This is a genomic window from Burkholderia sp. ZZQ-2, from assembly GCF_050768715.1.
In the GTDB taxonomy this organism is placed as follows: domain Bacteria; phylum Pseudomonadota; class Gammaproteobacteria; order Burkholderiales; family Burkholderiaceae; genus Burkholderia; species Burkholderia cepacia.
Genome location: NZ_LDVA01000102.1, coordinates 56109 through 73236, shown reverse-complemented (window position 1 = coordinate 73236; position 17128 = coordinate 56109). Strand labels below are relative to the sequence as shown.

Genomic DNA, 17128 nt, shown 5'->3' with positions numbered 1-17128 from the left:
CCGGGCACCGTTTATGCACCAGCCTCGGGCAAGTCGGGCAGATGGCCCTCGCTCGCGTAGCGAATCAGATCGGCATCGCGAACGATACCGAGCTTCTTCATCGCGCTCGATTTCTGCGAACTGATCGTCTGCTTGCTGCGATGTAGTTGGACTGCGATCTCGCCGACCGTCAGGCCGGCCCCGTAAAGCCTCACGACTTCGATCTCGCGGGCGGTCAGCGTGCGGACACCCGCCGATGGCTGGCAATCCTCCAGCAGCTTCTTGACGAACGGAGACAGATAATTGGCACCGACGAAAGCCGCATGCACCGCGCCGACCAGATGCGAAATCGCATCGGACTTGCTCAGGATGCACCCGACACCCTGCTTCTGGATCGCGAGCAGCACGCTCGGGTTGTCGATCATCGTGATCGTCACGAGGCGAAGTGCCGGGTAGCGACGCTGGAGGAAGGACAGCAGTGAAAGACCGTCGCCATACTTGCCGCCGGGCATGACGTAGTCGACGACGAGCACGTCGCTTTGCTGCTCGTCGAGCATCGCCACGAGATCGGTCGAATTCGAGACAGTGCCGAGCAGCTTGATCGTGCTGCTGCCAGCAAGCGCCTGCGACATTCCGAGTGCGGACGAAGGATGATCGTCCGCCACCATCACTCGCACAAAAAATTCATCCATTTATCTTCTTCTCCCGATACACGCGGCCTGACGTGCCATGTTGTGCGACGCGCCGGGACTTGAATCGATCCCGCAACACGGTCGCGTCACGGCGTTCGGCGAACCCGGCGGTGCGCAGCGTAATTTTAAGATAATAGACGGGTTCCGCGGCGGCTCTGCGCTCCGGTGTGGCGGCCTGTACCCGCCACGATCCGACGCACATGCCATCACGCACGCAGACGCGCCCGGCGTGACGTTACGGGCCGAACCGTCGAGAGTCCGCCGCCCATGCACGTCCGATCGGCGGCGCCCCCACGCCGTCGATCCATCCCGTCCCGCAAGGCGGCCGAAGCCGCGCCCTAATGCTTGACCGCGGTTTTGTCCTGCTCACCAGACCTGTCATCCGCGGCGTGCTGCCACTCGGTGATGGCCCGCCGCTTCTGCGACGGCGACATCATCATGAATTCGTTCAGCTTCGTCAGGAAATCCCGTCGGGATTTCTCCGGCAACGTCGCGAATCCAAGCAGCAGCCCGAACACCTTTCCCATATAGCGCACTGCCTTACCCTTCCTTCTTCAGTCGAATTCACGCGGCATCGAAGCAATGCGGCGTGTCTGCCTTCCCTGTTCTGACGCAGGCGATCTACGTCGCCGATGCGCCACCATTTCTATCGTCCCGGCCAGTGTGCCGCCGCAGCGGCCATTACGCCCGAAGCAGGCCGCCCGTCCGCCGCGCCCGCGGGCAGCACGATCCCGCGCCGCCGCGCGATGCGTACGAGGCCGCGGCGCAGGTCGGCCAGCGTCACCGGCTTGGTCAACACGCACACGACGTTCGATGCCGCGTAGCGCCGGGCATCGTCGGGCGCCAGATGCGATGCCACGATGATCATGTCGCACGGCAAGGCGCGCGCATGTACGGCTTCCGCCAGTTCCCGGGCCGACATGTCGGGCAGGTCGGCACCGAGCAGCAGCACGTCCCACGTGCCGTTCGCGAGCGTGTCGAGCGCCGCGCCGCCGGACGACACGCACCGGACCGTGCAACCGAGCACATCCAGCTGCTCGCGGAAAATCGACCCGTTGACGGCCGCATCGTCGGCCACCAGCACACGCGGCACACGCGCACTGGAAGCCGGCAACAACGGCTGCCAGAAATCGGTCGCGCGCCCCGGCCCGCGCGGCGACTCGGCGGTAGCGACTCGCGCCTGCGCGATCGCCATGCACAGCCCGTTCAGCGAATAACTCGACACGCGGATCGTCCGGCCCGCGACATCCGGCTGCAGCGGGCCGTCCGGCGTAGCCAGCACGACCGGCGTCTCCCCGCCGAGACTGTCGAGCTCCTCGCGCCGCCACTGGTCGGAATCGCCGAAGAGCACGATCGCGTGTGCACGCGCGAGGCACCCGGCGGCAATCCCGATCGGACTCGGATGCATCGCGACGTCGAAACCCCATGCCCGCAGATGGGGAAATGCAAACGCACGCCACGCGTCCTCCGGCGACACGACGATCAGCGTCTGGCCGGCGCCCGCGCCGGCCGGGGATTTCGGCGCAATGCCCGCGCGCAGCGGCAAGCGCACGGTAAACAGGCTGCCGACGCGCGGCGCGCTGTCGACCGAAATCGTGCCGCCCATCGCTGCGACCAGCCGATCGCACAGCGCGAGCCCGAGCCCCGTGCCGCCGTAGCGCCGCGTGATCGATGCGTCGACCTGCGAGAACGGCTTGAACAGCCTGTTCTGCTGCGCGAAGTCGATCCCGATGCCGGTATCCTCGATGCCGATCGCGATCTCGGGCGCACCACGCGCACTCCGCCCGACCGCCACGCGCGCGACGATACGCCCGTCGCTCGTGAACTTGATCGCGTTGCTCAACAGGTTGCCGACCACCTGTGCGAGCCGCGTCGGATCACCACGCATCCGCTGCGCGCCGCTCGCATCGATATCGGCGAACAGCGGCAACCCTTTTGCCTTTGCGACCGGTGCGAAGGCCGCGAGCTCGCGTTCGATCACCGCGATCACGTCGAACTCGATCGACTCGACCGACATCGCGCCAGCTTCGATCTTCGAGAAATCGAGCACGTCGCTGACGATCGCGAGCAGCCCTTCGGCCGACGCGCGCAACGTCCGCACGCGGCTCTGCTGCGATGCGTCGAGCGCCGTGCGCTCGAGCAGCTCGAGGTTGCCGAGGATCACGTTGAGCGGTGTGCGGATCTCATGGCTCGTCGCGGCGAGAAACGACGACTTGGCCGCATTCGCCGAATCGGCCGCGCGCACGGCTTCCTCGAGCTGACGAACGAGGCGGCGCTGCGCGCTCGTGTCGGCGAACGTCGCAATCAGCACGTCCTCGCCCTGATAACGTGCGCTGTGCGCGATGACCTCCAGGTGCAGCGGCGCATCGCCGCGTGCGTCGAGCATGAGTTCGGTCGTCATCGTCCGGCCTGCCCCGCCGTTCGCGACGAACGCGTCGTACTTCTCGAGTACCTGCGCGGACAGCGCATGGTGATCGCCTTCATGCGGCAGCAGCATCTGCGTGAGCGCGTCGCTCGCGAGCATCACGCGCCGGTCGGACAGCGACACGAGGCCGATGCCGACCGGCGCCATCGCGATCACGCTGCGGCACAGCGCCTCGCTGTCGAACACGCGGGCCGAGCGTGCATACACAGGCACAAGCACGCGCCGGTGAAAGCGCACGAGCAGCAACCACATCACGACGATCGCAACGAGGGTCGACGCCGCGAGCGCGCCGGCCTGCACGCCGATGCCGGCCACCACGTCGCCCCACGACAGCGCATAGGCGATCGTCCAGCCGGTTGCCGCGAGCTTGCTGCTGAACACGATCGCGCCGTCGCGAAAGAGCGGCTCGGCGGACACGGCGCCACGATGCGCGACATCGAGGTTCAACAAGCGCTCGGTGAGTGCGTTCGTGCGTTCGACGTCGGGATCGATCGCGATCAGCCGGTTGTCCGCCGACGTGACGAAGAACGTGCCGGCCAGGGCCCGCCCGGGCAGCCATGACAGCAGGTATTCGGGTGCGTATTCGGTGACCAGCACCGCGAACGGCTGGCCGGCGGCGCGCGCCTCGGCGGCAACGCGGATGCGCACCTGCCCGGTGACGGGGTTGACGTAGGGCGGCAGCCAGCGGACATTCGGCCGACCGTCGTTCGAGGCCGGCGGCGAGCCGTCGAAATCGACGCGCAACGCATCGAGCACGTGCGCACGTGCGCCGGCCGACGCCAGCGCGGGATTGTCGCGCGTCAGGTGCGGCACGAGGCCGAAGACGCCCGTGCGCGTGCTGTAGTGGTAACCCTCGAGCGTGCGCCCGCGATTGAGCGAACTCGCCGCGCAGATACGCGACAGCAGGAACGACAACGCGAGATAGCGCGCGACCTCGTCGCGCTGCGCCGTTTGCCCCGGCACGCCGACCACGAGCGACGGATACGGCTTGATCGCAAGCTGCTGGCCGTCGGCGAAGAACGTGTGCACGACGTCGGCCGGCGCCGCGCCGATCTCTCGCCAGATGAGTTGCGTATTCGTGACGCCGTTGCGGAACGACGTCTCGGCCACCTGTATCTCGTCCGAGGCTTCCTCGACACCGTTCAGGAAATTGCGCCGCTCGCCGTCCAGATAGCCGTAGACGATCGACGTGATCCCGAGCCCGCAGGCGATCAGGATCAGGATCGTGACGACGATGCCGCCCCCGAACATCGAAATGCTCTGGTAGCGGCGAATGGACTGAAGCGTGCTGTATGACATGACTCGGCGTGACGGAGCCCTGGGCGCGGACCTGCAGCAGATCCCCTGCGGATGGACGTCACGATGGAAACAATCGGGATAGCGATGTCCCGATCATGCCAAACGACACTGCGAAAATCAGGCGTGCATTATCCTTTTAGTACACGTCCTATTTGTTTGAATGATTGTTTTGAACTTGAACGAAACTCGACGGCGGAATCGTGTGTCGCGCACCTGTCCGTCCGGATAGGTTGCTTCATCGAATCGCGGGAGGCACGCCTGAAATGAAATACCGCCGGCAAGCCGGCGGCAAAAGATGCGTCAACGAATCTCGCGACGCACCGAGGCACCCGATTCGACCCGCGCGGAACGACCCGGCAGGATCGCCCGCGCACCGCCGTTGTGCCGGCAGCGCCCGCTCAGTTCTGCGTGAGCGGATTGAGCGTCGTGCACAGGAAGCCCGTGCAGTTCGTCGGCTTGAAATAGAACGATGCCGTCACGATCGGCGGCGTGGTGCCGAGCGCGATATCGCTCAGGTAAGCGGAGCCTTGCGCACCGAAACCGTTCGCCTGCTGCACGAAGCTCGCGCCGGTCGACTGGATCGCGGCCGACTGGTAGGTGAAGGTCGGCGATTGCGTCTGGTCCTTCACGTAGACCCACGAGATCGTGCTGCCGAACAGCATCCCGCCCTTCGCGCGATAACCCTTCGCGCCTTCGCTGTTGGCCTGCGCGATGAAGTCGCTGACGTTCGTCGTCGGCGCGAGGGCGTCGTACGTGTAGGTCGCGCCCGACGCATTGTTCTTCATGTACACGTTCGCCTGTACCGAGCCGATCACCATCGGGCCCAGGAACCAGTAGCCCGACTGGCCCTGGCCGTTCGCCTGCGTGAGGAACGCGTTCGGGTCGGCAGGCAGGCCGGTCGTCGTGTACGTGTAGGTGGCCGACGAACCGCCATCCTTGCGATACAGGTAGCCGTACGTGAGCGGCCCTTCGTAGCGATAGCCGTTCGTGCCCTGCGTGTTGGCCTGGTTGAGGAACGTCGTCCAGTCGCCCGGCGTGGATTGCAACTGGTACGTGTAGGTCTGCGCGGTGCCGTCGTTCACGAAGATCGAGCGCGAACCGCCGCTGGATGCGTTGTAGTAATAGTCGCCCAGATAGCGGTAGCCCTTTGCGCCTTCACTGTTGAGGAGCGTCAGGAAACTCGCCTGATCCGCCGCGGTCGGCTGCGCGTCGTAGCGCCACGTCATCGTGCCGCCGCCCGAACCGCCCGAACTGCCCGAGCCACCGCTGCCGCCGTTGCCGCCGCTTCCACTACCGCCTGTGCCGCCAGTGCCGCCGGTGCCGCCGTTGTTGCTCGTCCCCGATCCGCCGGACGCGGCGGGCGAGGAATTGTCGTCGCCGCCGCAAGCGGTCAGCGCCAGACAGGTCAATGCGATCAATGCAGCGGCTTTCATCGGGGTCACCTCGAAGCAAAAAAGATGAGCGAAGCCGGTACGCGCGGAATCACGCCACGCGTACGGACAGTCTCGAATCGGAAATCGGCCCGCGGCGCGCCGCGGGCCCGTCAACGTCAGTTGACCTGCAGCTGGCCGCCGCGGCCGAGGCCGCCCTTGACGTCCTGCGCCTTGTAGCTGCGCAGTGCGACGACCATCTTGTTGTACGCGTCGATGAACGCGACGACCGTCGCCTTGCCTTCCGGCGTCGACGAGAAGCCCGCGAGCGCACCGCCCACGCCGCCGCCGAAGCCGCCCAGCGCGGCACCGTAGTTGGTCGCCGTCGAGCTGCCTTCCGATGCCGCGATCTGCACGGCCGAGCGCACGTCGAACAGCGTCAGCGTGACGACCGATGCCTTCGTCTGCAGGTGGCCGGCCACAGCCGCCACCGCGCTGTTGCCGATCAGCCCGCCGATCATGCTGCCGATGCCGCCGATCGGCGAATCGTTGATGACGATCTGCGGTTCCATGTAGTAGTCGGCCGCGACACGCTGGCCCTTCTGCTGCTTCGAGCCCGCGCGGTATTCGCCCGAGTTGCGCTGCAGCTGCGTGATGCGCGACAGGCGCGCGTCGCTCTTCTGGTTGCCGATCGACGTGATCACGAAGCAGTTCGACTGCTGGACGGCCAGGCGCAGCAGCGGGTCGATCGTCGTCATCTTGGTCGCGCTGCCGAACGGGCCCCACCAGTCGGCATTGCGGCCGTCGTCGACCGCGATCGTGCCGAGCGGCGACGCGCAGCGCTGCAGCCCCGTATCGGCGCCGGCGCTCGTGCCGCCCGCGGCGGCACCGGTCACGCCCGCGTTCTGACCGCCGGGCGTCACCATGCCGCCGCAGCCCGCCACGGACGCGCAAAGCGCTGCGACCAGCGCACCTTGAGTGAGACGTTGGGAAAGGTTGGTCTTCATGTCGTTGTCGATCGATTAGAGTCGTTGTTCGGCTTATGTGTTCGTGCGAACTTCGATAAGCCCCCCGGCTGGCGCGCGATGGTGGTCTCCCCGCTGCTGCCCCCGTTGCTTCAGGCCCGGTCAGTAGTACCAGTACGTCTGCTGCCAGACGCCGTAGTACGGATAGCCCGAGTACCAGTAGCCGTAATAGACGTCACGCCACTGCGTGCGCCATTTCCAGTCTTCTTCGTCTTCCTTCTTGGCCTTGCGTGCAAGGTCGAGCAGCTTCTTCGACTCCTTGTCGCCGCGGCCGGCCGCGATCGACAGCCACTTCTCCGCTTCGCGCGCGTCGGAGCCCATTTCCTCGAGGCCGAACAGGTAGAAACTGCCGAGCGCCTTCTGCGCCTGCAGGTCGCCGCGCTCGGCGGCCTCGCGCATCCACTTGAGGGCCTGGTAGCTGTCCTGGCGCACGCCGTCGCCGCGGAAGTAGCGCAGGCCGAGGTCGTACGCGGCCTTCGGCTGGGTCTTCGCGGTTTGCTTCAGCGCGGCGATGCGCGGATCTTCCCGGTCTTCCGAATCGTCCTTTTTCTGATAGGAGACCTGATCTTTCGGGCGGTAAGAACAACCCGTGTCGTCGCAGATCCGCACCGTGTTGCCGGTGACGGACGGATCCTGCGCGCACGCGGCCAACAGCAACAGCAGCCCCGGTGCGAGTAGACGGCGGAACATTGGTACTTTCCTCAAGTTTTATTGGCGCCGCAATTCTTCGAGCCTTTCACCCCCGTGAGCTCGCACCCGGCGGCGCGCGGCGCAACGGATACAATCCGTCGACGCCGACACGCACCCCAAGGCTCTCTCAGGTTCTCTCTTCGAATCGTTCAGTCACCGCTTCATTGTTGTCGCTTTTCGTTGTACCGGCTCCCGCCGGCTGCGATCTCCAAACATGACGCGACAAACAAAGGTGACGTGGTGAGCAATAATAATGGAGAAAAACAGCATGTCAAGGTGATTCGCTTTTTCAAAGTTTGCGTGTCACGTCAGTTTTGATATGCTCTCCCTCGCCAAAACCCCTGGAGACCCCATCGAGATGTCCAACAGCGAGCAGGCCAACGTCGATCTGATCACCGCCAACAAGGTGCGCGACCTACTGAACCGGAACGGCATTCCGCCGCGAAGTCACAACACGACGATCGCGAACGTGCTCGGCCTCAGCTTCTCTGTCGTCACCCGCAAGATGAAGGGCCTGATCCCGTGGAACCTGTCGCAGTTGCAGGACATCGCGACGCATTTCGGCGTGCCGCCCGCGATCCTGCTCGACGACAAGGGCACGCAGCCGGCCGCCGCCGAGATGATCGACGCGACGCTCGTAATCGAGTCGCGGCGCTTTCGCTGCCGCGCCGCGATCTCGACCAAGGCCAGCAGCCAGATCGAGACGGACTTCGTCGCGCTGCAATGGCAGGGCGAGTGGCTCATCACCGAGCGTCAGCACGCGCGCGAGGGCCGCACGTATCCGGTCGACGTGATCGAGCTGCGCTCGTCCCAGCCGAACGTGTATGCGGCGCGGATCGCCGTGGTCGACGATTCGCAGGACGTCGCCGAAACCGTATGTGAATATTTCATCGAAAAAGGCGTGAACGCGATCCCGTACTTCGACGGCGCATCGTTCCGCAAGGCACTCGAGGTAGAGGATTTCGACGGTTACATCCTCGACTGGATGCTCGGCGACCAGACCGCCGCCGAACTCGTGCGCGGCATCCGCTCGAGCGAGAACAGCGGCGCGCCGATCTTCCTGCTGACCGGCAAGATCTCGACCGGTGAAGCGAGCGAAGACGAAATCGCGCACATCGTGTCGCACTACAACGCGCGCTGCGAGGAAAAGCCGGTGCGCCTGCCGATCCTGTTCGCCGAAGTGGCGCGCGAACTGAAGATCACGCTGCCGGCCGCGGCCGCCGCGAACTGAGACCGGAAACACAAGCCGCCACACCACGCGACAAGACCGAGGGAATGACATGCGAATTCCGACCATCTGGACCAAGAGCCTGCTGACGGCCTGCCTGCTCGGCATGGCCGCCGCGGCGTGGGCCGCCTCGTCGTTCACGTTCACCGTCGACGGCAAGATCGACAGGCACAACCAGCCGGGCAAGACGGCCTACGTCTTCTCCGAGCAGGCGCTGATGGCGCTGCCCCAGCACACGATCGTCACGTCGACGAGCTGGACGCCGAAGGCGACCTTCACCGGCCCGCGCCTGTCCGACATCCTGAAGACCGTCGGCGCGCACGGCACGCAGATCGAGTTCCGCTGCATCGACGAGTACACGTTCACGATTCCCGTGTCCGACGCCGATCGCTACGGCGTGATCCTCGCGCGGACGATGAACGGCAAGGTGCTCGACAACGACAACTATGGCCCGCTGTGGATCATGTACCCGCGCGACCAGTATCCCGACGAACTGAAGACGCCGCTCGGCGAAGCCAAGTTCGCGTGGCAGATCATCGGCCTGACGGTGAAATGAAACGCGGGCGATGGAAAAATAGAAAAATCATCCTGGTCCTCGGCTCGCTGTGGATCATGGGGTTCGCCGCGTGGGCGTTCCTGCTGTGGGACCTCCTCGCCACCTCGGTCAACGAGGGCGTACTCGAAGGGCCCCGCGAAGGCGTGTTCTGGACCGCCGCGCAATACCGGAACGTCTATACGCGGTTCGACCGGCAACTGATCCTCTACGCGACGCACGAGGACGACGACTTCAATCACGTCCAGATGCAGCTCGACAGCCTGTCGGTGTCGTTCGGCTTTCTGCAGCGGCCGTCGGAAGTGTCCCAATACTGGCTGCGCATCCCGCGCGCGCGCAACGAGATCGACGCGCTCGGCGAATTCATGACGCGCCTGAAGCGCGACGTACCACCGTTGCGCGATTCGCCGAAGCGCGCACGGCAGGTGATCGACGACGTGAATGCGTACTGGCCGAAGGTCAACGGCCTCGCGAACTATTTCCGCGCGATCGAGATGGCGCAGCGCGACTTCACGTTCCATCAGCTGAAGGAAAAGCAGCGCGCGATCCTGATCCTCGGCATCGTGCTCGGCGTGATCCTCTGCGCGCTGTTCCTGCTGCTGTTCTATACGATGCGCACGCGTGACGACCTGCTCGAACGGCAGGACGCAGCGCTCGACGCGGAACGCAAGGCGTCCGATCGCGCGTTCGAAATGATCGAGGCGAAGAACGCATTCCTCGGGATGGTCAGCCACGAGTTGCGCACGCCGCTGCAGGCGATCTGCGGATCGGTCGAGATCCTGCTCGCGCGCCCGCAGTCGGACGCGAACCTGAAGACGATCCGGCGGCTGCAGAATTCCGCGCTGTCCCTCGAGGCGCTCGTCAAGGACCTGACCGACTACATCAAGCTGCGCTCGACGAAGCGCCTCACCGAGCGGGAAACCGTCGGCATCGCGTCGCTGCTCGCCGAGGTGCTCGACCCGCTGCGCGAGAAGATCGCGGCCAGGCGGATCACGGTCACGCAGCGAGTCGAGCCGCAGCAGCTTGCGATCCGTTCCGATCGCAAGCTGCTGCGTCAGGTGCTGTCGAACCTGATCGAGAACTCGGTCAAGTACACGCTCGGCGGATCGATCGACGTGTCGATCACGCTCGCCGACGCGCCGGCCGGCCAGCAATTGAAGATCGCCGTGCGCGACACGGGCGCCGGCATCGCGAAACAGCACCTGTCGAAGATCTTCGAGCCGTTCTATCGCGCGAACGACGCGGTCGGGCTGCATGTGGACGGAATCGGCATGGGGCTCGCCGTCGTGCGCGAAATCGTGACGACGCTGCGTGGGCATGTGGACGTGCGCAGCACGGTGGGCGAAGGCAGCGAGTTCGTCGTGACGCTGCCGGCCGAAGTGCCCGGCATCGACACCGCCGGCAATGCGGCCGGCGACGCGCCCGCGCTGCCGCACGCGGCCGCGTACCGCGACCGGCGCGCGCTGGTGGTCGACGACGACGACAACGCACGCGAAACGCTCGGCGCGATGCTGTCGGCGCTCGGCATCGACGTCGATCTGTGCAGCACCGGGCAGGAAGGCGTCGCGCGCTTCGGTGCGAGCCGCTACGACATCGTCGTGCTCGATCTCGAGCTTCCGGACCTGAGCGGTTTCGACGTCGCACGGCGCATGCGCGCGGTGGCGCAACCCGACGACGACGGCCGGCATCCGGCGATCCTCGGCGTCAGTGCATATGAATCGGCTGCGCTGGGCGAAAACAAGCGGGTATTCGACGCATTCCTGCCGAAGCCCGTCCACCTGCGAGAACTCGGTGCGCTCGTCGACAAACTGCTCGCGTAAGCTCGCGATGCCGTGTGCGCACCGGCACCGTATTGCGAGCCGCGCGTGACGTCACCCGTCGAGACTCATTCGCCGATCAGATGCAGCACGATGTCGCGCCGGTGCGCGGCGCGGCGATGCTCGAACAGGTAAATGCCCTGCCACGTGCCGAGCACCATGCGCCCGTGCTCGACCGGGATCGACAGCTGTACCTGCGTGAGCGCCGTGCGCAGATGCGCGGGCATGTCGTCGGGCCCTTCGGTGTCGTGCTCGTAGCGCGTGGCGTCCTCCAGTGCGAGCGTCGCGAAGTAGCGTTCGAGATCGCGCTGTACCGATGGATCCGCATTCTCCTGGATCAGCAGCGACGCCGACGTATGGCGGCAGAACACCGTGAGCAGGCCGGTGCGGATCGCCTGCTGGTCGACGAATGCGCGCACCTGCGGCGTGAATTCGACGAGGCCGCTGCCGCGCGTGTCGACGCCGATGTGCGTGAGGGCCTGTTGCATCTCGGCGACCTCAGGCGAGCGCGGCGAAGCCGTCGGCTTCGATCTGCTTCGCGTCGGCCGGACGCACGACGCGCGCGACCTCGACACCGTCGCGCAGGAACACCAGCGTCGGCCACAGCTTGACGCCGAACGAGCGGCCGAGCGGGCGGCCCGGGCCATCCTCGATCTTCAGGTGCCGCACCGCAGGATGCGCGGAGAACGACGCAGTGATCGCGGGCTGCGCGCCTGCGCAGATCCCGCACCAGTTCGCGCCGAATTCGATGACGGTGGCGCCGCCCAGTGCGTCGACTTCCGCGCGCGTCGGTGCATTGGCGGTGTAGCGTTGCTCGGTATCCATCAGGCCCTCGTGTGCGTTGGCGGAACGTGGCCGCGCCCGCGTGCGTGGTGCGGCGGTCGCGGCCTGCGATTTCCTACTCTAGCGGAAAAGCGCGCGTGATGCCGGCCTGCCCATTGCGGCGCCCACGCCGCCTGCGCCCCTCCGGAATGACACGACAAGATTCGGAGCGCCGTGCCGCCGCGACAGGATCAGCATGCGGACTGATTCGTCACCGAGGGCACCCGCCATGAATGCGCCGCATTGCGTCACCGAACCGAACATCCTCTATTTCGGCACGCCCGTCGTGCTGGTCAGCACGCTGAACGAAAACGGCACGCCCAATCTCGCGCCGATCTCGTCCGCGTTCTGGCTCGGCTGGCGCGGCGTGATCGGCATCGCCGCCAGCTCGCAGACCACCCGCAACCTGCTGCGCACCGGCGAATGCGTGCTGAATCTGCCGTCGTCGGCGCAGGCGGACGCGGTCGACCGGATCGCGCGCATGACGGGCACGCATCCGGTGCCCGACGGGAAGCGCGCGAGAGGCTACGTATTCGAGCCCGACAAGTTCGGCACGGCCGGGCTCACCGCAACCGCGTCGCAAACCGTCGCGCCGCCGCGCGCGCTCGAATGCCCGGTGCACATGGAAGCGGTCGTCGCGGCCACGCACGGGATCGGCGACGAGGCGCCGGACCTGCGCGGCCACATCCGCGTGTTCGAGTTGCGCATCCAGCGTGTGCACGTGCATCCCGACCTGCTGATGGAAGGCCACGCAGACCGCATCGATCCGGACAAATGGTCGCCGCTGATCATGAGCTTCCAGAAGTTCTACGGGCTGGAGCCGCGGCAGGTGCATGCGTCGCGGCTCGCGGAGATTCCCGAGCGCGCGTATCGCAGCCCCGATATCGAGCGTTCGCGTGAAGCAGGCATGTTGACCGGCGCCGGAAGGTAACGAAGCGCCCGGCACAATGGCAGTAAACCCGGCGCGTCGTCGTGTCTCCACCGGCGGTATCGATGCGGCTGCGCCGACCCCGCACCGCCTCGTACTGCCGGCCCTGTGCATCGCCGTGCCGATCGCGCGGATCGACACCGCGAGCCTATCCCGCCTCGCGGCCCGCCATGCGTTCCATCCATTGCTCGAACGCGGACACCGCGGCATCGTCGGTACGATCGGCGTTCGTCACCAGCATGTAGTCGTCAGCACGCCATACGGGCGACGCGATCGGACACACGAGGCGCCCCTCGGCGAGATCGCGCCCGATCAGCGGCAGTGATGCCAGGGCCACGCCGAGCCCCTCGATGGCCGCGCCGAGCTGAAGATTCACATGATCGAATTCGACATGACGCGCGGCGCGCAGATCGGAAGCCCCCGCTTCCTGCAACCAGTGCGACCAGGCGGAGCGCGTCGTGGCCGAATGCAGCAGGGTGTGATGGCGCAGGTCGGCCACGCTCTGTATCGGATGCCGGCGCAGCAATGCGGGATTGCAGGCCGGCACGCGCAGGTCGGGCATCAACGGGCGCGATACGACGCTCGCGCCCTGCTCGGGACCGGAACGAACACCGATATCGAAAGCGTCGGCGACATAGCGCAACTTGCGCGATGTCGTCGACACCCTCACGTCGATGTCGGGGTAGCGCGAATGGAAATCGGCGAGCCGCGGCAGCAGCCAGCACAGCGCAAAGCTCATCGGCACATTCACCCGCACGACGCCCGATATCCGGTGCTTGAACGTGTCGTGGCGCAGCCGCCCCACCGCGGTACCGAGGCGCTCGAACACGTGGCTGACGTCATGCAGCAGCGCGGCCCCTTCGTCGGTCAGCACGACACCGCGCGGACGACGGTCGAACAACGGCAGGCCGAACCAGTCCTCCAGCAGCCGGATCTGCTTGCCTACGGCCCAGTGGGTGACATGCAGTTCCACCGCCGCCCCCGCGAAGCTGCCGTGCCGCGCGACCGCATCGAAAGCGCGCAGCGCATTGAGCGGAGGCAACTCGCCCCGATGCTTCGCCGTGTCCTGGTTGTCGTTCATGACGTGACTTTTTCTCTCCGTTGACGCGATTTTAGTTCAATTGAAATGGCCGCTGCGTCACCCATAAAATTGACACATCGAGCGTGAAAACGATGCCACGAGCGGCTTCCACCGACCGCTCGCACGGAGCAAATGACGATGCGCCTGCCGGTTTTTTCCCCTCCCGCGACGCGGGAGACTGCGCCACCCCGACGGCGCGTGCTGTGGCTGTCCTGCATTGCGCACGCAATGCACGATGGCTATACGGACATGATCTACGCGCTGCTACCCGTGTGGCAGTCGGAATTCGGGCTCGACTTTGCGGCCCTGGCCATCCTGCGCGGCATCTATGCCGGCACGATGGCGACGCTGCAGTTGTCCGCGGGGCGCCTCGCGCAACACCTGGGCAGCGGCACGACCCTCGCATTCGGCACACTGCTCGCCGCGCTCGGTTATGCGCTCGCGGGCCTGTCGGGTGGCCTGCTCGGTCTGGGCGTGGCGCTGGCGATTTCGGGCGGCGGATCCAGCACGCAGCATCCGATCGCATCGGGCGCCGTCTCCCGCCTCTACGGACGCGACGCGAGAGGCCCGCTGAGCATCTACAACTTTGCCGGCGATCTGGGGAAATCCGCACTGCCGGCCGCCATTTCGCTGCTCGTGACCATGATGCCGTGGCGTCACGCGCTATGGATCGTCGCCGGATTGGGCTGCGTCGTGGCCGCCGTCATCGCGCTCTGGTTTCCCGCCGTGCCGCGTGGCGCCGGCAAGACGGCGATCAAAGAACAAGCGTCCGCTCAACGCAGCGGCACTGGGGGAAGCGGATTCCCCACCCTGTTTTCCATCGGCGTGCTCGATACGGCGGTACGCATGGGACTGCTGACATTTCTGCCTTTCCTGCTCAAGGCAAAAGGTGTCTCGCCGCAACTGCTGGGAACGGCGCTTGCACTCGTTTTCACAGGCGGTGCGGCCGGCAAATTCATGTGTGGCTGGCTGGGCGCGCGTCTGGGTATGGTCAGGACGGTGCTGCTCACGGAGGGTGGTACAGCCGTGTGCATCGTCGCGGTGATGTATCTCCCTTTGGCACTTGCCATGGTGCTGCTGCCGATTCTGGGTATGATGCTCAACGGCACTTCGTCGGTGCTGTACGGAACCGTTCCGGAGATGTCCGCACCCGAGCGCACCGAGCGCGCATTCGCGATTTTCTACACAGGGACGATCGCATCCGGCGCGATATCGCCTGTTCTCTACGGTTTCCTGGGCGACAGGATCGGTGTGCATGGCGCCACGTATGCGACCGCGCTGACCGCCCTCGCGATTTTTCCGCTCGCCCTCGCACTGCGCCCGCATCTGGCGGATGACTGAACAGGATGAACACCATGACGAACGCTGACTACCCGACCGTCGCCCTCGTCGGTCCGGGCGCAATCGGAACGACCGTCGCCGCGGCCCTTCATGAAGCCGGCCGCACGCCGGTGATTTGCGGCCGCTCGGCGCACGAACAGTTGAAGCTGCGCTTCGACGGCGGCGAGATCGTCGTGCCCGGGCCCGTACTGACCGATCCGCACGCGGTCGAGGAAAAGTTCGATCTCGTGTTCGTTGCGGTCAAGTCGACGCAGATAGCGAGTGCAGCACCCTGGGTCTCCGCGCTATGCGATGCGAATACCGTCGTCTGCGTGCTGCAAAACGGCGTCGAGCAAAAAGCCGCGTTCGCACCGTATGCGTCCGGCGCCACGGTCGTGCCTTCGGTCGTCTGGTTTCCGGCGCAGCGCGAATCGGGCGCATCGGTGTGGCTGCGGGGCAAGCCTCGGCTCACCCTGCCCGATACGCCGGCGAGCAACGTGGTGGTCTCCGCTTTGCACGGCACGCGCTGCGCGCCGGAGGTGGCGGAGGATTTCATCTCGCTCGCCTGGCGCAAGCTCTTGCAGAACGCAGTGGCGGGACTCATGGTGCTGACCGGTCGCCGCGCCGGCATGTACGCGCGAAGCGACATCACCGAACTGTCGCTCGCCTACTTGCGGGAATGTCTCGAGGTCGCGCGGGCGGAGGGCGCGAAGCTGGGCGATGAAGTGCCGCAGGAAATCGTCGATGGATTGCATGGCTTTCCGCCCGATTTAGGTACGTCCATCCTTGCCGACCGACAAAGCAACCATCCGCTCGAATGGGACTGCCGGAACGGCGTCGTGCAGCGCTACGGACGAACGCACGGCATTCCGACGCCGATCAGCGATCTGGTCGTTCCGCTTCTCGCTGCCGCCAGCGATGGTCCGGGCTAGTCGCAAGCAAACCCCAGGGGATACGATCGACGCGAGACTCACCGCCTTACCGGTCATAGAATTCGGCCGCAGGTCACCGGCTCGCGCCGCACTGTTTCTCGTCAGCAGCGACGGGCGTTTCGTCAACGGCGTGAACCTGAGTGTCGACGACGGGAGGTCGCCGCGATGACCTCCCGCCAGGACGCTCACTCTGCCGCCCGGTGATACATCGCAACGTAGCGAGCCCGGGCAATCACTTTTCCGTGCATCTGATATGCCACGAGGGCCGGGCTCGACGTGGCGTTCACGTCGATACTCGGAACAGAGAGCGCCGATGCCGTAACGATGTATCGGTGCGACTCCCCCTGAGGCGGGCAAGGCCCGCCGTATTTCGCCGCGCCGAAGTCGGTCAGCGTTTCGATGGCCCCCGCAGGCATCCGCTTCGGATCGCCGGAGGCGCCCTTTTCGATCGACGTGTCGGATGCCGGAATATTGACGACGCCCCAATGCATCCAGCCCAGTCCGCCCGTCGGGGCATCGGGGTCGTGAATGGTCACGACGACGCTCTTCGTTCCGTGAGGAAGATGGGACCACGAAATGCGTGGCGAGACGTTTCCGCCGTGGCAGCCAAATCCGCCGTAGACCTGTTCGTTCTCGAACCGGCCATGGTTCAGGTCATCGACTTTGACGGAGAACGTTCCCGCGACAGCGATGGTCGGCACGATCGACAAGAGCATCGCGGAGCAGAGGGTCGATCGCGGCAAGAAATTGAATGTCATGGTTGCTCCGTTGAAAAGAACGGCGTTTCCGCAGCAGGCAAGAACGATCCAGCTGGACGAAGCGGACGGGTTGCCGGTTTCGTTGCGGCAGATACGTCGGGTTGGAACATGCAACAAGCGTTGTACAACCCGCGCTCAAACAAATTGTAGATTTGGATTCCCGACGTCAGTAGCGTCGCCAACGCGTTCACCGTGTTGTCTTGATGGCA

The 17128-nt window shown here is 65.5% G+C and carries 16 protein-coding genes; 6 read left to right on the top strand and 10 right to left on the bottom strand.

Features of this window, described 5'->3' with window-relative positions:
- Nucleotides 1-11 precede the first annotated feature (11 nt).
- The 6 genes from ABY44_RS05550 to ABY44_RS05525 all read right to left on the bottom strand — a co-directional run bounded on the left by ABY44_RS05550 (nucleotide 12) and on the right by ABY44_RS05525 (nucleotide 7480).
- A complete protein-coding gene (locus tag ABY44_RS05550; protein WP_059696104.1) occupies nucleotides 12-671 on the bottom strand; it encodes a response regulator in 660 nt (219 codons plus the stop codon).
- Between the two features lie 338 nt (nucleotides 672-1009).
- Nucleotides 1010-1198, bottom strand: coding sequence for a hypothetical protein (locus ABY44_RS05545; protein WP_081066157.1), 189 nt, complete (start codon nucleotides 1196-1198; stop codon nucleotides 1010-1012).
- 119 nt (nucleotides 1199-1317) lie between these two features.
- A complete protein-coding gene (locus tag ABY44_RS05540) occupies nucleotides 1318-4395 on the bottom strand; it encodes an ATP-binding protein (RefSeq protein ID WP_060174194.1) in 3078 nt (1025 codons plus the stop codon).
- A gap of 398 nt (nucleotides 4396-4793) precedes the next feature.
- Nucleotides 4794-5828: a hypothetical protein gene (locus ABY44_RS05535; RefSeq protein WP_060174193.1), complete on the bottom strand. Its 1035-nt coding sequence runs from the start codon at nucleotides 5826-5828 to the stop codon at nucleotides 4794-4796.
- A gap of 116 nt (nucleotides 5829-5944) precedes the next feature.
- The gene (locus tag ABY44_RS05530) at nucleotides 5945-6772 is read right to left on the bottom strand and encodes a hypothetical protein (RefSeq protein WP_027789930.1); all 828 of its coding nucleotides are present in this window, start codon (nucleotides 6770-6772) and stop codon (nucleotides 5945-5947) included.
- A 120-nt stretch (nucleotides 6773-6892) separates the two neighbouring features.
- Nucleotides 6893-7480, bottom strand: coding sequence for a tetratricopeptide repeat protein (locus tag ABY44_RS05525; RefSeq protein WP_027789931.1), 588 nt, complete (start codon nucleotides 7478-7480; stop codon nucleotides 6893-6895).
- A gap of 358 nt (nucleotides 7481-7838) precedes the next feature.
- Between ABY44_RS05525 and ABY44_RS05520 the strand changes: the two genes are divergently transcribed.
- Genes ABY44_RS05520 through atsR form a run of 3 tightly spaced genes read left to right on the top strand, consistent with a single transcriptional unit; the run spans nucleotide 7839 to nucleotide 11081 of the window.
- Entirely contained in the window at nucleotides 7839-8711 is an 873-nt protein-coding gene (locus tag ABY44_RS05520) for a response regulator (RefSeq protein WP_027789932.1), read from the top strand.
- A 49-nt stretch (nucleotides 8712-8760) separates the two neighbouring features.
- Nucleotides 8761-9264, top strand: a complete 504-nt coding sequence (locus ABY44_RS05515) for a molybdopterin-dependent oxidoreductase (protein WP_027789933.1) — start codon at nucleotides 8761-8763, stop codon at nucleotides 9262-9264.
- Nucleotides 9261-11081 (top strand): hybrid sensor histidine kinase/response regulator AtsR, encoded by a 1821-nt coding sequence (atsR, locus tag ABY44_RS05510; RefSeq protein ID WP_060174192.1) that lies wholly within the window; start codon nucleotides 9261-9263, stop codon nucleotides 11079-11081. Before ABY44_RS05515 ends, atsR begins: the two co-directional genes overlap by 4 nt.
- Before the next feature lie 65 nt (nucleotides 11082-11146).
- Here the strand turns inward: atsR and ABY44_RS05505 are convergent, their stop codons facing one another.
- Together ABY44_RS05505 and ABY44_RS05500 are read right to left on the bottom strand one after the other, a co-directional pair.
- Nucleotides 11147-11566, bottom strand: a complete 420-nt coding sequence (locus ABY44_RS05505; protein ID WP_431640934.1) for a secondary thiamine-phosphate synthase enzyme YjbQ — start codon at nucleotides 11564-11566, stop codon at nucleotides 11147-11149.
- A gap of 10 nt (nucleotides 11567-11576) precedes the next feature.
- Complete coding sequence (locus ABY44_RS05500; RefSeq protein ID WP_006485487.1) at nucleotides 11577-11903, bottom strand: thioredoxin family protein; 327 nt, start codon at nucleotides 11901-11903, stop codon at nucleotides 11577-11579.
- Nucleotides 11904-12129: 226 nt separating this feature from the next.
- Here ABY44_RS05500 and ABY44_RS05495 point away from each other — a divergent pair, with 226 nt between their 5' ends.
- Nucleotides 12130-12831 (top strand): flavin reductase family protein, encoded by a 702-nt coding sequence (locus ABY44_RS05495; RefSeq protein WP_060174191.1) that lies wholly within the window; start codon nucleotides 12130-12132, stop codon nucleotides 12829-12831.
- Nucleotides 12832-12976: 145 nt separating this feature from the next.
- Here the strand turns inward: ABY44_RS05495 and gcvA are convergent, their stop codons facing one another.
- Entirely contained in the window at nucleotides 12977-13909 is a 933-nt protein-coding gene (gcvA, locus tag ABY44_RS05490; protein WP_060174190.1) for a transcriptional regulator GcvA, read from the bottom strand.
- A 138-nt stretch (nucleotides 13910-14047) separates the two neighbouring features.
- Between gcvA and ABY44_RS05485 the strand changes: the two genes are divergently transcribed.
- Both ABY44_RS05485 and ABY44_RS05480 read left to right on the top strand, forming a co-directional pair.
- Entirely contained in the window at nucleotides 14048-15250 is a 1203-nt protein-coding gene (locus ABY44_RS05485) for an MFS transporter (RefSeq protein WP_060174225.1), read from the top strand.
- A 14-nt stretch (nucleotides 15251-15264) separates the two neighbouring features.
- The gene (locus ABY44_RS05480; RefSeq protein ID WP_060174189.1) at nucleotides 15265-16161 is read left to right on the top strand and encodes an oxidoreductase; all 897 of its coding nucleotides are present in this window, start codon (nucleotides 15265-15267) and stop codon (nucleotides 16159-16161) included.
- Nucleotides 16162-16346: 185 nt separating this feature from the next.
- On the opposite strand, the gene ABY44_RS05475 is transcribed toward ABY44_RS05480, so the two are convergent.
- Nucleotides 16347-16919, bottom strand: a complete 573-nt coding sequence (locus tag ABY44_RS05475) for a YbhB/YbcL family Raf kinase inhibitor-like protein (protein WP_059696124.1) — start codon at nucleotides 16917-16919, stop codon at nucleotides 16347-16349.
- Nucleotides 16920-17128: the final 209 nt, after the last annotated feature.